The 19,387-nt window shown below is 52.5% G+C and carries 8 protein-coding genes; 6 read left to right on the forward strand and 2 right to left on the reverse strand.

Features of this window, described 5'->3' with window-relative positions; all coding sequences use genetic code 11:
* The first annotated feature begins 43 nt into the window (after positions 1 to 43).
* From EPZ47_RS14740 to EPZ47_RS14770, 6 genes are all read left to right on the forward strand, one after another.
* Complete coding sequence (locus EPZ47_RS14740) at positions 44 to 2,830, forward strand: hypothetical protein (protein WP_135845459.1); 2,787 nt, start codon at positions 44 to 46, stop codon at positions 2,828 to 2,830.
* Positions 2,827 to 7,026 carry a DEAD/DEAH box helicase gene (locus EPZ47_RS14745; RefSeq protein WP_135845460.1) on the forward strand — a complete coding sequence of 1,400 codons (4,200 nt, stop codon included), beginning with the start codon at positions 2,827 to 2,829 and terminating at the stop codon, positions 7,024 to 7,026. The genes EPZ47_RS14740 and EPZ47_RS14745 overlap by 4 nt, the downstream gene beginning before the upstream one ends.
* Before the next feature lies 1 nt (position 7,027).
* Positions 7,028 to 9,250 (forward strand): hypothetical protein, encoded by a 2,223-nt coding sequence (locus EPZ47_RS14750; protein ID WP_135845461.1) that lies wholly within the window; start codon positions 7,028 to 7,030, stop codon positions 9,248 to 9,250.
* Positions 9,240 to 10,397, forward strand: a complete 1,158-nt coding sequence (locus tag EPZ47_RS14755) for a Shedu immune nuclease family protein (protein WP_135845462.1) — start codon at positions 9,240 to 9,242, stop codon at positions 10,395 to 10,397. The genes EPZ47_RS14750 and EPZ47_RS14755 overlap by 11 nt, the downstream gene beginning before the upstream one ends.
* A 218-nt stretch (positions 10,398 to 10,615) precedes the next feature.
* Positions 10,616 to 11,509 carry a hypothetical protein gene (locus EPZ47_RS14760; RefSeq protein WP_135845463.1) on the forward strand — a complete coding sequence of 298 codons (894 nt, stop codon included), beginning with the start codon at positions 10,616 to 10,618 and terminating at the stop codon, positions 11,507 to 11,509.
* Between the two features lie 313 nt (positions 11,510 to 11,822).
* The gene (locus EPZ47_RS14770; protein ID WP_135845464.1) at positions 11,823 to 12,842 is read left to right on the forward strand and encodes a hypothetical protein; all 1,020 of its coding nucleotides are present in this window, start codon (positions 11,823 to 11,825) and stop codon (positions 12,840 to 12,842) included.
* 351 nt (positions 12,843 to 13,193) lie between these two features.
* On the opposite strand, the gene EPZ47_RS14775 is transcribed toward EPZ47_RS14770, so the two are convergent.
* A complete protein-coding gene (locus EPZ47_RS14775; protein WP_135845465.1) occupies positions 13,194 to 18,044 on the reverse strand; it encodes an ATP-binding protein in 4,851 nt (1,616 codons plus the stop codon).
* Between the two features lie 539 nt (positions 18,045 to 18,583).
* Positions 18,584 to 19,330, reverse strand: coding sequence for an NADPH-dependent F420 reductase (locus tag EPZ47_RS14780; protein ID WP_135845466.1), 747 nt, complete (start codon positions 19,328 to 19,330; stop codon positions 18,584 to 18,586).
* Positions 19,331 to 19,387: the final 57 nt, after the last annotated feature.

Raw genomic sequence — 19,387 nt, forward strand, 5'->3', positions numbered from 1 at the left:
TATGCTGCCTAAACGCTGAAATCAATCGACTTAAGCAGGGCACATGGCATCACGGAAGAAGCTCAACGACTTAATGGAAGCGCAACAGCGACGGCGCGAGGAACTTGCGCAGCTGTTCGCGGCACGCAAACCTCTCGCCCATGCAAAACCTGCACTGAAGACCCATGCGCGTAAAACGGTTCAAACCGTCCCGGTAGAAACGCCCGCTCCTAGCATCGTACCTCGTGCACATGAAGCTCTCATCGCGATGTACCGAGATGGCAGTTTGCAGCCGAGCGCGCCCTCCTCAACGCTTTTAGCGCTGGCAGATCTTTATCTGCATGCTGCCGAGCACCGATCACGACACATCGTGATGGCATGGCCCGCGGCGCCCAAAACCCTGCCTCTGGTACACGCGTTGGCTACGTTGGTACGCTGGCATCAGGGCGACAAACAAGGAGTTCGCGGCTTGCTTTTTCCAGTGAAGAGCAATGCCTTTTATGGTCTGAATCACGTCCATTTCGATCGGACAAGCATTCTTCGAATCGCTCACAACTTGCTTGAGGTAAGCGCCGACGCCAACGCAAGTGTGACTCGCTCCATGGGAGACAAAGACGCCTTTTACTTTTCCCTATCCGACAGTAATTTTCCTCAAAACCTAGACGACCCATTCAATCCGACAGTTGGTGAGCTGCTGCCTCACTTTTTGGCGACGCCAGATTTTGACCGTTGGCAATCTTGCGACGGGCACCTTTTGGCGCTTATCCGAGCCAAACTCAGAAGGAAACTCGCGACTGCTTTAAAATTGAACTGCGCAGTCATCGGTGATCCGCGTACAGCACCAGATGCCCTCTTTGCACTTGATGGACGGATGTCAGAGACCGAGCTTCGACGCGCCTGCAGAGATCTGGCTCGGTTTGGCTCACCGGAGGTCGTTCTAGTCCAGGCTACCCGAGCAATTCGTATGGAGGCCAAAAGCTGGAAAAAGCAACTGGCGCGCTTCTGCATAATGCTGGAGGACGTATTTCAAGGTCGCCCCCCTGGCGTTATTGTAATCACTGATGAGCCCCATGCTGCTTTCAGAATCAAGGAGGAACTCTGGGAGCAGAACCGCAAGCGGAACCCTTCAAGTCAATGGCACACGCCCCACGAATTCAAAATTTTGGGTGTTCCGACTACTGTCGGTGGAGCGGGATTATTGGCGCCATTGGCTCAGGAAACCCTGCATCCCGCTCCGCGGGAACTCAATGTTTTTATCGTTGATGCGGATACGGCCAAATCAGCTAACAAGCTGGTACGTATCGCCAACGCTGCACCTGGGGGCAAAGAGTCTGCCAAACCACTAATCGACGCAGCGTCGTACCTTTCTCGTCTTGCAGCCCTCCCCTGCGGCGTCAGGCATATGTCCGACTATCTGGCAGGTATTGAAGTGTCGCAGCGGACACGCGCCGCTTTCGATTGGCTCAACCACCTGGGTAACGTGCAGGAGTTCGAGCGTACCGTTGGCGTTGGAGACCAGGGGCCAGCCCTTTTTGAATGTCTTCAGCGTAGCTCACAACTATTCTGCAATTATCACGAGGCAACGCCTTTCGCGCATAAGTTGGCAGAGCTTGTTTCCAACGCTGCAAAGAGCTCAAAGCGTAAGGTTACCATCGTGTTTACCAGTGCGCTGTATCTGCGCCTCGCCGAACGCTTCCTCGCGGAGTACGACCAGTATCCCGATGGGCTGATATATGACTCCTTTCAAGGGCGCGTACAACTGTTGTGTGCCGCTCACCTCGAAGAACGCCTTGATGAGCTGCAAGGCTCGACACTGGTTTGTGCTGGATTAAACGAGGACTGCCTTCGTCTATTGCTGACCGATGATCGTGTTCCTTCCCATACGGTGGTTTTGCTAACCCAGCGAGCCGGGCAGTTTCTACGGGCCACGCTCAAGCCTATCGTCGAGCTGATGCCCGAATTCAGATCTTTTAAGCCTCGGATGGAATCCATTTTGAGGAAACTGAAAGATCTCCCGGAAGACGCTTCTGTCCTTTCCACTAGCGACTATGTGCTACCTACCTTTCGTGTCGAGTTGTCATCCAATGTTTCCTCTGAGGGGCATGGTGATGGAACCGAATCTTGGGTTATCCGACTTGACAGCAACGTGACGCTGTTCCGCCATGAGAAATCGGAAATGTACGTCTACGACCCGGCTTCGCCGCGGGCAGCAGATGTAGGCTTTCGGACTTGCCAAGTCGGCTCCCTGGAGGTGGGTGATAAGGTTTTTATCATGTCAGCTGAGCTGCGCGAGATGGTCGAGCAAGTACTCCGTGAAGCGGGCGTACCTATTCAATCGGATAAGACGTTCGAAACTGCCTTGAGAAGTTATCACGAGCAGATCCAGAAATGCCTCGCTAGGCGATTCGCGCAGGGCTCACTTTCTGACAAGGTACGCGTAATACGAGAGCAGATGCTTGAGCTTGACCCTCTTCTGGAAACCAAACTTCCCGGGGCCCAGGCGATGCGCCAGTGGATTGATTTAGGACGCTCACTCGACACCCCGTTCGAGCAGCTTCGGCCACAGGCGCCACAGCGCGAGGAGACTTTCAAGGCATTTGCAACGGTGCTCGGACTGTCTCCGTTGGAAGCTGCTTACCAGTGGCAGCGCGTCATCACGGCGGTACGTAACTCGCGTCGGCTAGATGGTCGCCATGTCGCCGACATCTATGCGTACATGCTCCTGCAGCCCGAATCCGTTATGGCCAACTCGAGTATCAAGCGAACGACTTTGAATCAGCTTTTCGACAAGGCGCGTGAAAGCATTGCCTCCGTCGAGTTTGTCGGACTTTCTAAGGAAACGCTGCAATGAGCCAACCCACGCTTCGTGACGATCCGGCAAAGATCTCCTCTACCCTCAAGGAGGCGGTCGTCGATAGCCTTCTGAATCTGACGTATGCACAAATCAGCGGCCAAGGTTCCACAGGGCAATATCTCTTCGGAGCTCGTCCAAGAACGTTGTTAAATTCTGGTTTTTTGCTGCCCCAGCGCAACCAATCCGGTGACGATGAAGTGACATCGCCTATCTGGATTTCGTCGCACGGGGTCCAGATGCAACTCAATGCCCTCGCGTCTTCAGTGATAACGGTATTCCCGAGGCTATGTGTCTACGTGCGCGTGCTTCCCCGTGAAGAGGATCTCAAAAGGCCAAACTGTCGTCCTGTCTTTATGTTGCGCCGGGCTGTGGTTGACGAGATTCGGGCTGAACGTAACCGTCGGCTGGAAGAAGCGTGGGAGAAAGCCAAAGGCACTTATAGCTCGAAATATAAGCATCCCGGGTGGACGGCAATCCGGTCGACGATTGTTGAGGAAATCTACGCAGCGAAAGGCATCCCGAGAGATCTGCTGACCTCGGATTTTTCTCACGATTCGGCCGAAGCCGAGGATTTTTCTTCAGCTGAAATGGAAGAACTTAGTGATAGCACGAGGGAGGGAGCGCTCGTCAACTCACGCGAGGCTCTTCCTATCAAAGACGAGCACTTCGAGCCATTGGCGGTCCCACACAAATGGTTGCGATTGGATGTGGAGCTACCACCACTGGAACTCGATACCGCGAAATCCATTGAAGCTCTTCAGCAAGACATCGACAACCAGTCCTTGCGTATGAATGAGGCCGTGAACAAGCGGCTGCAGGATTGGGCTGAAAGCGATGATCTGGACTCTGGTGGTAAGGCGTGGGGGTATCGGCACCAGTTGAGCATACCCGCCAGTCAATACTCGAATTGGGCGGAATTTCTCCAGAGTGCGCGCACGTCTCAGCTACCAATAACATTGCCGCAGATTCACTTAGATTGGGATCTCGAGCTGCATACAGACTGGCTCGATCCTTCCAAACGAAATTTCTTTCTCGCAATTGAAAACGTCAGCAGTATGCCGACTCAGCATGTAGACGAGACGGACGAAGCTATCTTCCTCGTTTCTCTACAAATACAGCTTCCGGCTGCGCTTCACCATCCGTTGAAACTCGAGCGAATTGACCCTTCCTATCGCTATAACAAGTACCTGACACATCCAGCCATGGGGCACAACTGCGGAGTTGTGCAACTACAATCCGACCCTGCGATTCGGACTCTAGAGACTACGTGGACGCCTCGTTACACCCAGCCGCGAATCACTCCCACGAGCGCTGCTGGTGTCGTGCGAAAAATACGTGCCTTGGCCCAACCAGATGGACTTGATGGGTTGGAGGCGCTAGTGCCAGCCATGCAAACATGGCTTAACAATTTACCCGAGCAAGTGTCGCCTGCCGATGGCCTATCCGCTTCCGACGTAGCCGGAGTTGCACGCGAGGAAGAGGCGTTTCGCCACGACATCCGAAAATGGACCACAGAGATGGCGACTATCGCTGCCGGCCTGAATTGCTTGAGGGAATCTCGTGCGGCTTGGCGCGAGCGAGGCCCGCAGACTGACCCAAAAGCAATTGTTTATGAAGCTTGGCTAGCCACTAACGAGACAATGGCGAACTTCATGCAGGCCCGTTTTGGCCAGGACGACAATGAGTGGCGCTTGTTTCAGCTTGCTTTCATCATTGCGAATGTTCCTGCTTTGGCTTCGCGAATTCCGGAGTATTCGCACCTCTACAACGAAGCCAGAGACGACGCTGTCACCCTCCTTTACTTCGCGACCGGCGGCGGCAAATCTGAAGCTTTTTTCGGGCTGCTAACCTTTAACCTTATGCTTGATCGGCTTCGAGGTAAGCAGTTAGGGGTCACTGCGCTCATTCGCTACCCGTTGCGATTGCTAACAATCCAACAGGCCCAGCGGTGCGCACGAGTACTGGCACATGCTGAGCGTGTCCGAAATCGTCATGGCTACGGTGGTAACCCATTGTCCATAGGATTCTGGGTCGGCAGCGGCGGCTCTCCTAACCGTCACAATACTAAGGGGGTGAAGAGCATCCCAACCATTTCGTCTGCACCTCCATTCCTAGCGGCTGAGCGAGCCCTTCGGGAAAACGACGCCAAATATCACACTGCCATGCGTGCCTGGCGCAAGCTGCCCAAATGCCCTTTCTGTAATTGCGAAACAGCTTTGCGGCTATTTGTTGATAACAGGGACCAAATACTGGGCCACGTATGCACCGATATCCAATGCGATTCAAACGGTGGTAACTGGCGGCCCCTTCCGTTCTACATTGTCGATGAAGACATTTACGATTTAGCACCGTCCGTGCTTTTGGGTACCGTCGATAAGCTGGCCCTCATTGGCCATTCAGCTCGAACCATTCGGCGCATCTACGCGATGTTCGGAGCGGCGCCTTGGATCAATCCGGTCAGCGGGCGGTTGTACGTTCCTGAACCTCGTGAGCTAGCTGCGGGGCCTGACGCAAAAGGCATGGAGGGGATATACCCTGCTTATTCGGCTGGAAAGCGCATTTTTCACGATCCATTCCCCAGCCTTATCATCCAGGACGAGGCACACCTGCTCGATGAATCGCTGGGCACCTTCGCCGGTCTCTTCGAATCCACACTCGATGCCGTCTTTGAATACCTGTCCAAGCCACTCAGCGGCTTGGTCGCAACAGATAAACAAGGGCGTAGGCGCCGGGCTAAGGTGATCGCCGCGTCCGCTACCGTCTCTGCTCCTGAGAGGCAGCTGGAGCACTTATACCAACGCTCGATTCCGGCAACACAGTTTCCCGAGCCGGGCCCAACCCTTTACGAGTCATTTTATTCGGTACCCGCTCCAGCGGAGGATGTAGAGCGTCAAGCGCATCCGGACGTCGAAGTGGCGAGCAGCCAAGCCCGTGTTTACACAGCCTTCATGACCAACGGAAAGCCGCATACGACGACAAGTGTTGCGGTTTTATCGAGCTTTCATTTCAACGTCACCCGCCTGTTCAACGACCTGACGAGCAATGACGCAGAAGTTTTCCAATCTGCACGCCAATTGCTCGTGGAGCACGTCTCCCGAGGCGCTCTCGAGGCGCTGCACAAGGACGCATTAGGTGAGGCCTGCGCATCAAAACTGGCCACTCTCATTGACCTGCATCGCATAGCCTTGACTTACGTCACCAATAAAAAAGGTGGTGATCAGATTATGGCTGCGGAGGCGGAGGAAACCCGCAAGCGACACCTCAATGAAGGTATGGATCTGAGGGGGCTTGATACCCGACTGATCACCGGTTCGGTGGAGCAAGGGGAAATTCAAAATGTCGTGGATACTGCCCAACTTCGCGTAAATCCAGGGCATCCTTTTCCGCCGCTACAAGATCAGTTGCGCTCAGTCATCGCGACATCAGCCATTTCACACGGCGTCGACGTCGACGAGTTCAACTCTATGTTTTTTGCAGGCATGCCTTCGGACATTGCCGAGTACATTCAAGCGTCCTCGCGCGTGGGTCGTGCTCACATTGGGTTCGTTGTCTTGATACCCACGCCACAGCGTCGTCGTGATCGGCACATAGTTCATGTGTTCGACATCTTCCACCGCTTCCTTGAACGTATGGTCCAGCCCGCGGCTATCGACCGATGGGCAGAACGCGCAATCGAGCGTGTATTCACCAGCCTGCTTCAGGCTTATTTGGTTGGTGTGGTGCCAAGTCGCGAGTTGATTCAGCTACCAGAAGATCAGAAAGCCAAAACATCGGATTTCAGTGTTATTCCCAACATTCGTAAAGAATACAGGTTCCGCGGAGAAGCATTTATCAACGAAATCAACGATTTCATTGAGCTCGCTGTGGGGTTGCGTGGCGCCTTCGCTCCCGAAGGAGAGGAATATTACCGAGCACGTATTGACCGGAGGACTCGCGATCTACTAGTCAATGTTTGGAGCAGCCATATGTGGGGCAGCGGTTTCCTGGACGGTTATTTCAAAAGTCAAACGGAAGTGATCTCCAAACCTATGACATCGCTACGCGACGTGGATCAGGCTGGCATCATTCAAGCCTCGTATTGCGATAGCGAAGGCAAGGTACAACTCTCCAATGAGGTCTTGGCGGTAATGGATTTCGTACGCCACGGAGTAGCAAATAACGACAGCGCAGACGATGCGCGGACGGGAGATTGAGATGGGTACTCGTAAAGGCTTTCTTGCTGCTGATGACGATGACAGGACACTCACTGCTCCGACAATGTCACGATCTCGTGGTCAACTTGGATCAGCGTATGCCCCTGGCGCGTTCTTCACATTTGAAGGTGGACTGGGTTCGTGTATTTCAATCCCGGACCTTACGGCAACGACTGATGATGCACCTATTCAAAGCGTCACGAAATCGCAAATCATTTTGAGGCTGCATGAAATCTGGCAGAGCTGGTTCTTAAGGGCGTCTGCCGCGGGAACTGCCGACCGTCCGGTCGTTCCACAACAATGTCTCGAAGAAGCGATTCTTAATCGAGGCGTTGTGTCGCCTCTAGGCGCCGATCGCTTGGCATTCTTGAGCCCGCTGCGGATGAAATACGCACCGGCACCTCTGACCTTCGTTTGCAATAAATGCAGCCTTTTTAAACGTTTTACATCCGTTCGCGATATGGCCAAGAACATGGACCAACTGCGAAACAATCGGTGTACATCAGTGGACGCCAAGGGGCCTTGCCAATGGCGGCAGGTCGATGTGGTTTTCGTACATTGGTCGGGTGAGTGGATGCCAGTCACTCCGGGTCGTTGGGAGTGGGATGATCGTAACAACACGCCAAGACTCTCCGGTGAAGAATGCCAGCTTTGCGGAGGTAATGAATTTAAACTGAACACCGATTCGCCCCGAATCGGTAAGTGGCACTTCTACTGTGCTAAACCTTCTTGCGGGCACAAAGGGGCAAATGAGTGGCGTCAGCAAGATAAATTTACGACAGAGCTTTTTCGCGACCAAGCCAGTTCCCGTCTAGGCGAACGACGGATGGAACCCATCTCGTATAGAGCATCGTCGGCATACTATTCACAGTCGGAACAGTTTGTTCTGTTTCCAGAGTCAGAGCACCAGTTGATCACTCTGCTGGAGCCACAGAACGATGATCAACTTGCCGCCTTCATAGGTTCCCTCTTCAGATTTGGTGGCGCTGAGCTCACACCAGCAGAAATGAAGGCCATTTTGCTGGCTGCCGGTAAAACCGGGGAATGGGAAACGTACGAGAGTCTTTGTCTAATGCGTGAAAGCGCAGTTTCAGGAGATGGGTCCCTTAAAGCGGTAGTGGACAGTGAGCTCAAAAAACTGGTCACAAGATGGACAACCAGCAGCCCACCACTCATACCTCCCCGAGTCGATCTTCCTCTAGCCATAACTCAGCAGCTTGCGTCGCGCGGCGAATACACTAGCCGCTTCGACCCCTTCGTTCTGGCAGTCGAGCACGAGGCATTGAATAGAGGCAAACTCTCCGCGCCGCCTGACGGGGGGCGCGCTAAGTTTGTGCGTTTCAACCATCTTGATGATGACCTTGCGCCAAAAGGGGCGAACGCTAAGGCCAAACAGGAAGCCGAAACCCAGCACTTGATGAAAAAGCTTGGCATGGCAGATCTGGGTTTAATCCGCGAATTTGACCTGTGCCGATTCACCCATGGGTATACGCGTGTTTCCGCCACTCCGATATTGAACAAGCGCAACAAGGATGTCCCCGTTCGATTGAAGCTCTTTGAGCCGTTGAATAATGGCAAACGCCCTATTTATGTCATGACCCAAGCTAACGAAGCACTCTATGTGCGCCTCGACCCCGAGGTTGTTTATAAATGGTTGCAGGCCATCGGGGTTTCAGATTTGCCCCAGTGGGACAGCAGCAGCCCCGTCAAACTGGGCGGAAAGCTGCTGGAGGTGGTAGAACCTTTTGGTCGCTATTTCTCCCTTCTCAAAGAAGGGGATGCCACCACGTACCGCTACGTGTACACCCTCTTGCACACCTACGCACATGCACTTATGAAAAACGTGGCTGAGCTGTCAGGATTGGATCTAGGGTCCATGGGGGAGTACATCTTTCCTCTCGATCTCGCATTTGTAGTCTATCGAAACGGAACCACGATGGACTTGGGTAATTTGTCATCGTTGTGGCGGAACGAAAACAATCTATTCCTAAGACGTTTCCTAGATGCCTCAATCCATCGCTGCAACTCTGGTCGGCTTTGCGACGCAGCGGGAGGCGCCTGTCCTGACTGCATCATGATTCCGGAAACGTCGTGCGTTGCACAAAATCAGCTACTGTCACGTGCCGTACTGAAGGGTGGTCCTCCACCTCGCGAAGATGGGACGCACAAGGGACAGCACATCCGCGGTTTTCTCGAGATGACTAACGAACACAATGAAAGTTGAATTACTCCACGCCTTTAATTTACTCACCCCACATTGCGATGTCAGCGCCGCCTTATGTGAGGCCGCAGGTCAAGGCGCGCTAGATGTACCCTTGGATATTCATTCCATTTGTACTCGTGTGGGACTTCCGCAGGCACGAGCTGCGGCGGTAGAGCGGACGTTGATGATAGGTCAAACGTGCACTTTGTTCGTGCAGTCAACACCACACAAATGGCAAGTGGGTGATCGTGTTCTTGCGTTGGAGTTAGCTCCTTTTTTACACGGCGCCCGACTTTATCGAATACATGTCAGTCATGCTGGTGATCAATCGCCAACCCGCATACAGCAGATGGTTATGACGGGGATTCCCGCTCCTAGTAATTCAGAAATAGAAACGGAGTCTGAAAACACGAACGAGTTGGACTTCACTTCAGGGCTCGACCGCATTGGTCCATCGCACGGTCCTATGGACGCAGCTGAGGTTCGCCGGCGTGCGGTGGTAAAAGTGCGAGAGGATCTTCCGGCGCTGGCCGTTGAGCACCCACTTACCTTGATGGCACTGCATGCGGATATCGAGCGGGTCTCGCTGCAGCAAATGATCGACTCATACCGCGACATGCTTGCTCAAGAACTAAGCGAGAACATATGGCAGAAATTCTTCGATCAGAATATTTTTATACTGACGATGTTGTTTTGTGGGCCCGTTCACTTGGTAAGCGGTCAGTTTCATGCTCAGCCCAGTGGAATCAGAGGGACAGGAGCCCAAATAGGTGACTATCTTTTTCGAGGCGCCGGTCAGGTTCTGTCAATTGTCGAGATCAAAAGGCCCTCTACCGCTCTGGTACAGAAAAGAGAGTACCGCCGTGGCGGCGGAGTTCATGCCCCAGACTCAGAGTTAAGCGGGGCAGTCAGTCAGGTGTTGTATCAACGCCACTCGCTACAGACGGCGTGGGGGATTCATCGTGATGATGAGGCTCTTGCAGACTCTCGGCCGGACAATACCCGTTGTGTGGTAATCGCCGGAACCCTCCCCGTCGAGTCAAAGCTACTACGCTCGTTTGAGACTTTTAGATGTTCCTACAAGGATGTTGAAATAATCACCTTTGATGAGCTTCTGCGAAAGTTGGAGCTTTTTCTTACGCATTTGGCTGCTGAAGAGCCTTCTTAGGCGATATTTTGAACGCTGCAATCACGTGGCTTTAGAAGCAAATGGCATTAGTTGTAATAAAAAATGGACTTGAAGCGCTCCCAAGCCCTGATAGGACTGTCCCCGAGTCCGATGACTGAAGCTTCAGGTTACAACAGAGGCAAGGCCTCAGAAATTGATCGCTGCAATGGAAATCTAGATAATCCTCGCCAAAGGCGAACAGAATGAAGGCTCACTGAATGGATACGGTCGATGGTAATTTTGATTTCAAAAGCTCGACCTACTCAGAAGTCGCCCAGCTAGTGGACGTGGCGGAACGCGCTATTCTTGAGAGAGGTATCCGGTTCACCCCCCAAAGCGTCCTGCACAAGCTGTTTGCCGATGCTCGAAAGTTAGATAGGGATTGGCGCGACTCAAGCAGATCCCCAAGTCTCGTTACCGGCATAAACTCCGTTTATGCAGAGAAAATTGCCAGGATTGTCACTGATTTGATTGACGCACCCGGGGTTGAGGAAGCGCTCCAGCGCATCGCAGGCAGCGACATAAATCTATCCCACCGCCTTAAGTCACAGGGCAAGGATGCCCTATGGGAACTCAGCTTGCTGACGACCCTTCTGCGAAAGCAGATCAGTGCAGAGCTTGTGGATCCACCAGATATAGTTGTTGAACTCCAAATGGGTTCGTACGCGATTGCCTGCAAGAAAATCTATGAGCTCAAAAGCCTGTTTTCTAGACTGCGGGACGGCGCCAAGCAGATCAGCAAATCGGGCAGCCCTGGCGTCATTGCCTTGAATATTGACGACCTCCTGCCTGGCGACCACATACTAACTTCCCAAAGTCCAAAGGTCGCTCTCGATATCTTGTCGCGCGAGACCAAGAGATTCTTCCAGCAAAACTTCGCCGCTTTTGACAGGATCAAAGAGAAAAGCTGCCTTGATGGGGTGCTTATCTCTGCCTCAACAATTTCCGACATATCCGAGACAAGTACGCGTTTGAATATGACTACGTCATTTAATTTTTATCCGTTCCGCAATGAGGGGATGGAGGGGGATCGGTTCTTAGAACTCATCAGAAAACTCTCGCCCACGGGAGTCATTGAGAAGTATACCGGCCGGGTGATCATCCATCAGTGACACGGCCCGGATGAGTAAAGTACCAGCCTTGCTGCGCATCACGGAATCACCTCTCGATGCGAATAACCTATCACTGAATCTTCCGCGGCTACCGAGGGAACCTTTGCTGCGTTCATCATGGACCAGGCCCCCCTTCGCCCTGCCAATATCTGTAACTACCAGGTCACCGTCGATGAGATCGAGCAGCGATCCGGCTCGAAGGTTTTGACCATGCTATCGGACGCGGATCAAGCTGCATTGAAGCCGGTGCGCGGCCAACTTGTAAGAGACATTTTTTGCTGATTGATTTACGTATTATCTGTGGAGAAAGGAAATGAACTCAAAAAGAAGTAAAAACACTGAAAACCTTATAAAAAAAACAGAAAACAGCTTAATCACTATCGCCCAGCTAATCCCTGGCTTAAAAGACGCCGCAAATATAGCCAAAAAAATTATTGAAATCCAGGAAAAAAGAAAAGAAGATAGGATAGAGTTATTCTGTAAAAAGCTAATCGAAGGAAGCCTTACAGCTGGGGAGATAAACAACAAAGATAATCCAGGATATGAAATAGAATTTGGGGATCTGCTACAAGCCTGCATGAACGACAGCGACAGCAGCAAATCCACTCTCTATGCTCAACTGACGATCGCTCTACGTTTCGGCGACCTTGACAAAGAAAAGCGTCGCCACTTCGTGCTTTCCTTAAAGCAGCTTTCATTTGAGGATCTTGAGCTCTTGAGAGAATCATTTATAGTCTCATCCCACGAGATCATACCTAAAGCCGGAAATGCCATTTTATCTCAGAGCGACGTATTCAATCCAAAAAATCTCTCGTCAATTCGAGCACTCTCAATCAGCACTCTGACCCAACTTGGCGCAGTATCCAAACAAGGAATAACTGAACTCGGAAAAGAGTTTATAAAATCAATCTATCAGCGAGAATCACTAACCCCTGACTCAATGAGGTTAAAGGTCTGGCAAAAGCCATACATCGCTATACTGACAGATCCTACAAAAAACGAAGAGCACGACTTGATAGTTAACGAACTAAAAAAATTAAGAGTGCGCTGCGTAAAACTCAACATCGCAGAATTTTCACCCCAAAAGCAGAACTTAAACCAATACAAAGCCATAATACTTTCAGGAAACTACAAGGATTTGCTTTATTCACGATCTCAGGACGTGATAAAACACGTCGAGGACAATGCCTACAAATACATTTCTCTCGGGCATAATCTGCCAAGTCAAAAATCAATCGCCCTACGAAAGTTCTTTTCTGAAGCAGAAGGCGCGGCTGAAAAATCTCTAAAAATTGCAAAGGAGTTCGAATTCATTACCGACACTCCTCAATGAAAAAAACCAGAAAAAAACCATATATAAATACGTTACAAGCTATCCATAACCACCACAAAAATTGTAAAGACTCAGGCAAATTACACCTTCAAAGATTGATCAGCCCGCGCCGTGAAACTGCAACTCATCACCGACCGGTACATACCCTTCTCAGGGCTTAACGGGACGCTGGCTGCACGCAGCGTTCCCTTGAGCCCTGGCTGATTGGCCTGGCCCAGCATGCACCTTGAAAACGCGGCTACCGAAATCACAACTCCGACTTCAACCCTCGTCCGAAATTTCGGACGAGGGCTAACTCATTCAGAACTGCTGAAACTCGATTAGTCGCAGCTCAGCCACATTAGACGGCTATCAACGCATCAAGTCAGGCAACTCATAAAGCAGTTTCATCGCTTCGGGCCAGCCCGCATTCGAGAACATATCCAAGACCTCTACCAAAGACCTGCGTCGTTGGGAGTCTTCAAAAATATCGCGATAATCTGCCAGTAACCCGCGGATAATCCCCACGATCACTTCCGTTGCGAGACTTTCATACTGGTATCCCCGCAATGCTGCTGGCCCAACCAACAGACAAGCCACCTTGTCAAAGACGAGTTCCGGCGCCGCATCCATCAAGAACTCATAGAGTTGGACAAGATGGTGAATAGTCGACGGATCTCCGACATGAGCAATCTCGTCAAGCTGTAGCTCGTACTCAGCAAGAAAGCGCCCCATACTCGAAGCTGATGTGAGACCTGCCTCATTTCGCTTGTCTTCGCTTTTGAAAGCTCCAGACCCGAAATAGAGCTGGTTGCAGCAGTGCTCAAGCAAGCGGGAGGATGATTGGTAAAGCTGCTCGTTTGGTGATCGTAACGCCGGAAAAGTCGCATCATCCCTGAGAATCGCGGCTGCACGGGTCATTGCCTGCGATGCTGCGTTGACAACCTTGGACAGAACCCTGTGAGCTCTATCCTGTACGCGGCTGTCTACTTCGGAGGCATCCTCCTGATAGCGCGAAAAAAGCGCCTTTCGCAAATTCGAAACCACAGCCCTTAATCGTGAAAATCCGCCTGTTGGGTCTTGAAGCCATTCATCGATGTAAGCACCCGAGCGAGCCTTGGCATGCGTCAGAAACAATCCGATAGTCACAACGCCAATGGCTTCATCAAGCTCTCGCTCGTTACTAGCCTGCTCGTGCGCGCAGGCCGGAAAGCGATCAACTAGACAACTCAGTATTTCTTCGCCCCTATCGCCATCAGCGACTGCAACACGACCGAATGCATTTGAGACAAACAACTCCATCACCGTGACGTCAGACTCTTCGCTAGCCACACGAAGCATCAAGGTCCACATGAGTTCTCTATCCACATCCCACAGGACGTTGAGTGAATCAGATATCTGGCTTCTGACAGAAGGTACGGCATCGCTAAGCATACTACTCAAGAGACTCAGTAACCGTGGACTTGTGGATCCCCATCGCCGAACCAAACTCATCAGCGACCTGGCCACATAGACGCGCACATCCAGACGGTTCCAGGACACAAATCCACTATCAGACTCCTGCTCAGCCATTGGCTCTGGATAGGCGCTTACCGCTAAGCGCTCCAACAGCCCGATAAGCTCAGCGAGATCCGGATGATCAGAGTGCGAAGGGTCGTAAAACGCTGAGTCCGAGATGGACTCCAGAGCATTACTGATTGTTCCCCAAGCAACGTGCAAAACCTCTTCATTAAGCGTCGGCTCAGGGCCTCCGACCAAACTGAGTATTGTCTTCAATTCATCCCAAAGCTCAGTCACCGTTTCTAATGTATTTACCTCAGCACTCTGCCTCATGATCTCTTCAAGGTGATGAGCAACTGCGATTGTTTGTTGATCAGCTTCGGAGCTAACCTCACCACCTGGACTTTCGTCCTCTAGAGGACTCCACGATGTCGAAATATGAATAAACGGTTTGTTTCCGGTGATGCGCCCGCTTTCTTCAAGATGCGCCTTCAGCGTCCTGAACGCCTCAGTGGTAAAAGCATCAGCTGGCAACACCGAGAGCAATCTTGCTATCCAGTACCTAACCCGATCGAACTCGTCATCCGAGTAAGCGTTTTGGCAAAGTCGCGTTTCGAATTCTGTTCGCTCCTCAATGGAGCGTTGCGGATAGACGGAGGCCAGGTAAGTTGCCGTATCACGGGCTAGATCGCAGATCTTTTCAGCCGATAGATTTGATGCAATAGGCCACAACACATCGTCCACAACACCTGGACGGTCTGCTGCAATCCCGAGCACACGTGCCCAAGCTGAGGCCGCAGACGCCTCATTGAGCAGAGCCTGAATGACCTGTCGAAACGCCTCCGGTGAGCACTCTCCCAGGAAATGAGCGAAGCAGGAAAGCACAGTGTTATCAGGATGACACCTAGAATTCACTTCTGCTTTGCGCCAAGCGCTGTAAGAGAGCCCATCTTCAACAATGCAAACAGTGCCACGTTCAGTCTCGAGGACGTGCCGTGCTCGATTTTTGGTCGTCCCCGACTTGTTCGCACCAATACCCATTGCCGCAGCACTCACAGCACGAGTCGCGTGATAAGGCGCAACGACAAAGAAATCGGGAAGTGCCTGCTCAAGGCACCAGCGACTGTGTTCATAGTCCTGACGACGGTTCGAAAGCAGAGGCAAGATCTGACTTGATTGCCCCCCTAAGAAACTGTCGCCTTCACTAGGAGCCGCACGGCCAAAGAGCACGGAGTAGATTGAAACGGCGAACAGAGGGTCAGCCGGAATAATAAACCCCACGCCTTTCGCCAAGCGTGGCGCTTCCTCATGAGCGTGCGCTGAGAACCGCGGTTCAAGCAGTACCTGCTCCAGCAACTGGCGGGACTCAGCGGGGTTACTCGCAAATGATCGTGCAACAAAGCCAATAGCCATGGGTGCCAAAACACTTACCGGCGAATCGGTCATCCAGGTCATGGTGAGCAATCCTCTCGCCGCATCTCCAAAATCCGACGAGAACTCGCTCTTTTCAAAATTTGCTTTGTTCTGCAACGACGAGAGGAGGATGCGTATTCCATCAGCATACTCAGGTTTGCGCGTAGCTGCTGCCGCCTGCGCAACTCTTGCCCAGGCAGCCGTAACGGAACCGATGGCGTCCCCCATCTCATCGATGCAGATACTCGCGTACCGTGAAACCCTCGAAAGCAGTAGCTTTCCTTGGGCTGTCTCCCTTCGTCCTCCAATCAGAGCACACAATGCTTGTGTATCGCTCGCCGCCTCGACACGTTCTGCTGTGGCACGCAGTGCGATATTTGCAACGATTGGATCAAGACCTGTTGCCAGGAGGAAATCAGCGATCAAATTCCAGCTAGTAGGACGGCCGGAGGAGTCGTCACGCCATAGTCGCTCGATGGTAAAACGCAGCGCAGGGCCGAGGAGCAATCCAATTCCGTCACTGCCTGACAACTGAACCATGAGCTGCGACGTGTCATTCCAGTCCAAGAAAAAGCGACCGGTCACATGATCGAACAGCACGTGGTGCGCAAAACTTATACGATCCCCACTTGCGACCAGTACACCGGCGCGCAAAACTTCATCCAATGCCGGATGAGACGCGTCTACCTTGCGAAGAACTAGGCGTCGACGTCGCACCATTTCAGTGACAACGTGAGCAACTGCTGCTTGCTGTTCGCTCGTCAATAAACGTTCATCTTCGTAACAATCAATTAAATCTGACTGCGTCGCAATTGACTTGATACTCGCCGCCGATGCACCACCTTCGAGCAATGCCGCGGCCAACGACAAGTTAAATACATTGCATAGAAGTTGACGCACAGGCCCAGGGGCCGTAGTGAGCAGCTCATCGATGTGGTTATTTCTTCCTGAAAGCTCCGCAAGCTCATTTTCCGTGAGCAGAGGAATCAGGAAATGGCGGACGCCTATAGCCACTGGATCGACATAGGGTGCGCAAGGCGGATTACCCGCCATCGCATCTCGGAGTTTCCTGCTGTTCCTTAGATCAAAGGACCGGATGGACGCCACGACCGACCAGCGATGACTAAGGGTCTCTTGAACCTGTTCTATGAGGCGCGAAAAAACACTTTCCCCTGGGCCGCCCCGTGACGCGTCCAAGGCATCAATGATCAGGACGCCACGAGCACTTCCGGGCCAAGCGCCTAGAGTTTCGAGGAAACCATTCTGCAACCCCAGCGGGCCACGTAACGCATCTGTGCTGGCAACCCAAGCAAGATCGTCAACTGAAAGCAGCACCGTTGGGAGGCCTGCCTCGACCCGCCCGCGCGCGAGTGCGACGAGCACCCCGGTTTTCCCCGCCCCTGGTTCGCCAACAACGAGAAAGCTCCCGTCTTCGGCCGCCTGTTGAAGCTCACCCAGGCATTCGCGAATTATCGGAAGGCCGCCAGCAATTGGAAGCTTGGAGTGACGTTCCAGGCGCCCGATCTCTGACTGAGTATTTGCTTTGAGCGCAAGCAGGTCTTGATCGAATTGAGGAGAGCGACTGTCTTCGTGCCCCATTACTCGGAGCTGCTGCAGGAGCCCCTCGCGATCACAGGGTGCCCCCGTTCTGATGAGTGTACGAACAATTCCCAACAGAGCGGCGAGAGGTGTCGGCCCGCACTCTTCTGCGCCATAAACCCTGGAGCCAAGAATGTTGGACGCCTCTCGCCAATCTGAACCGCCTAACTGGCCTGCAAATCGATCAATGCGGAAAAAACGCGCCGCTTTTACAACATCTTGATCAGTCGTTACAGGCGAAGCCGCTTCAGTTCGAGCTGTCGTTACATGCGTACGGAAAATGTCCAGTGCATCTCGCTGTGACTGGTTGGCTTGGGCGTAGATCGTTGGCCAGTCCCCTCCCATCGCAAATTGACAACATGCCTCATGAAGGGAGTTAAGGCTTGTCGCTGCCGAGGGCAAAACCGCCATGACAGCGACTGACTTCTGTAATCCCTCTGATTCTGACGAAGCGATAAACGAAACCACTTGAGCGATTGTCGCCGCGAGATCAGACTCTGCGGATCTGGACAGATTCGGGTTAGTTTTGCATTGAATTACGATCCTTCCCCCATCGGATAGCGTCACCTCAACGTCATCAAGATCATCACCCGTCTCAAGCCTCAGTGAGACCGGATATGCTCCAACAGAAAGACCAAATCGAGCCCCCACTGGTGCTCGGGCAAGAAGATGCGCAGCGAACCACATCCCCACTTCTGCCTGAAAGGCCATTCCCGCTTCCGTAGCCCTACCCCCAGCTCGTCGCGTAGCTGTCGGCATCGTATTTCTCCCCACTCGATTCAGCCACTTTTGAAGTAATCGTGTAGGGCTGCATGACACAAGCCATGAGAATATCAGCCCACGGCCTCTGCTCCACAGCGAACTAGGAACTGCATCAATTTCCCATACCGTCTTTAAAAGGTAAGCGTCTGGCGAAGTCATCTTCCGAACACCAGCATTAAGGAAGTCGCAGCTGCCTTGTGTGCCGGAGGCGCAGAGGATGGCGGGGAAAACTAGGTCTACGAACATTCATCGATGAACAATCGCGCTAGTTTCGAGATCCCTGATTCAGTAATTTCGGTTCGATGAGCAGCTTATAAACATCTGACATCGCCCACTTGTTAAACACGATGTTTATGATCTACACAGATGCTGTCACCTGCACCCTAAAACCGAACTAAGCGAGATCCGCCAACTACTACCCCACCACTGGAGTCGCTCATCCGCTAAACAACCAGGTATACATTTGAATCGCTCGTATTTGGCGAACGTTAATCCAGCGGGTGGAAGGAGCGGTTCATGGCTACAACATCGGCATGGGTGGGGTTCGGCCCGAGCTTCATGAAGTGTTGAGGCAGTTCATCGCGCTTCGCCGCAGCCTGCCCCTTAACTGCTAACAGAAGCGCCCTGCGCATGGTCTTGGCGTCGTAGTCACAGCAGTAGCTTGGTGTGGACGGTTGTTGCCTCCAGGACTTTTCAAGAAAACCTCCGTCGACCGGATCGAAGCCAGCCTGGTCAACCAATGACATCACCGTCTCTTTTGCCTCGTGATTATCACCCGCCACCGCTGCCGCCAAGCGACCTTCAGCACCCTTCGGACGACCTAGCTCTGCCAATGTATAGGCTAGGACATTGTTAAAAGCTTTTACTACAGGGCACCCGATCTGCTTCGTAACCCAGACGCTTTCCGTCATCCCTTGATCAATCTCAGCAATTTGTGGGTCACGCAAACCAGGGTAGTAATTACTGGTGTCGACCACCGGTACGCTGTCAGGTACGGCGGTGAACAGGTCGGACGGCAAGGCACTCAATGCAGGTAGCGGTATCGACAGTACGATCACATCCACCCCATCTACCGCTCCTCGAATGTCTACAGGTTCCGCACCGATCTCTTCGGCGAACGCACGGACACCATCGACACCTCCAGAATTGGCTACTCGGATTTCATGCCCCGCAGCTCTGAGCTTACGGGCAATTGTGCCGCCGATGTTACCGGTCCCGATAATGCCTATTTTCATGGCTGAGCCTCTTGAACTGATCGTATTGCACCGACTTTAGAGTGCTCATGAGATAAT

The organism is Pseudomonas viciae, from assembly GCF_004786035.1.
Classification (GTDB): domain Bacteria; phylum Pseudomonadota; class Gammaproteobacteria; order Pseudomonadales; family Pseudomonadaceae; genus Aquipseudomonas; species Aquipseudomonas viciae.

What these genes read in the sequence shown, in the direction of transcription:
- EPZ47_RS14740 (WP_135845459.1), top strand. Translation starts at nt 44, where the DNA reads ATGGCATCACGGAAGAAGCTCAACGACTTAATGGAAGCGCAACAGCGA.
- EPZ47_RS14745 (WP_135845460.1), top strand. Translation starts at nt 2,827, where the DNA reads ATGAGCCAACCCACGCTTCGTGACGATCCGGCAAAGATCTCCTCTACC.
- EPZ47_RS14750 (WP_135845461.1), top strand. Translation starts at nt 7,028, where the DNA reads ATGGGTACTCGTAAAGGCTTTCTTGCTGCTGATGACGATGACAGGACA.
- EPZ47_RS14755 (WP_135845462.1), top strand. Translation starts at nt 9,240, where the DNA reads ATGAAAGTTGAATTACTCCACGCCTTTAATTTACTCACCCCACATTGC.
- EPZ47_RS14760 (WP_135845463.1), top strand. Translation starts at nt 10,616, where the DNA reads ATGGATACGGTCGATGGTAATTTTGATTTCAAAAGCTCGACCTACTCA.
- EPZ47_RS14770 (WP_135845464.1), top strand. Translation starts at nt 11,823, where the DNA reads ATGAACTCAAAAAGAAGTAAAAACACTGAAAACCTTATAAAAAAAACA.
- EPZ47_RS14775 (WP_135845465.1), bottom strand. Translation starts at nt 18,044, where the DNA reads ATGGCCTTTCAGGCAGAAGTGGGGATGTGGTTCGCTGCGCATCTTCTT.
- EPZ47_RS14780 (WP_135845466.1), bottom strand. Translation starts at nt 19,330, where the DNA reads ATGAAAATAGGCATTATCGGGACCGGTAACATCGGCGGCACAATTGCC.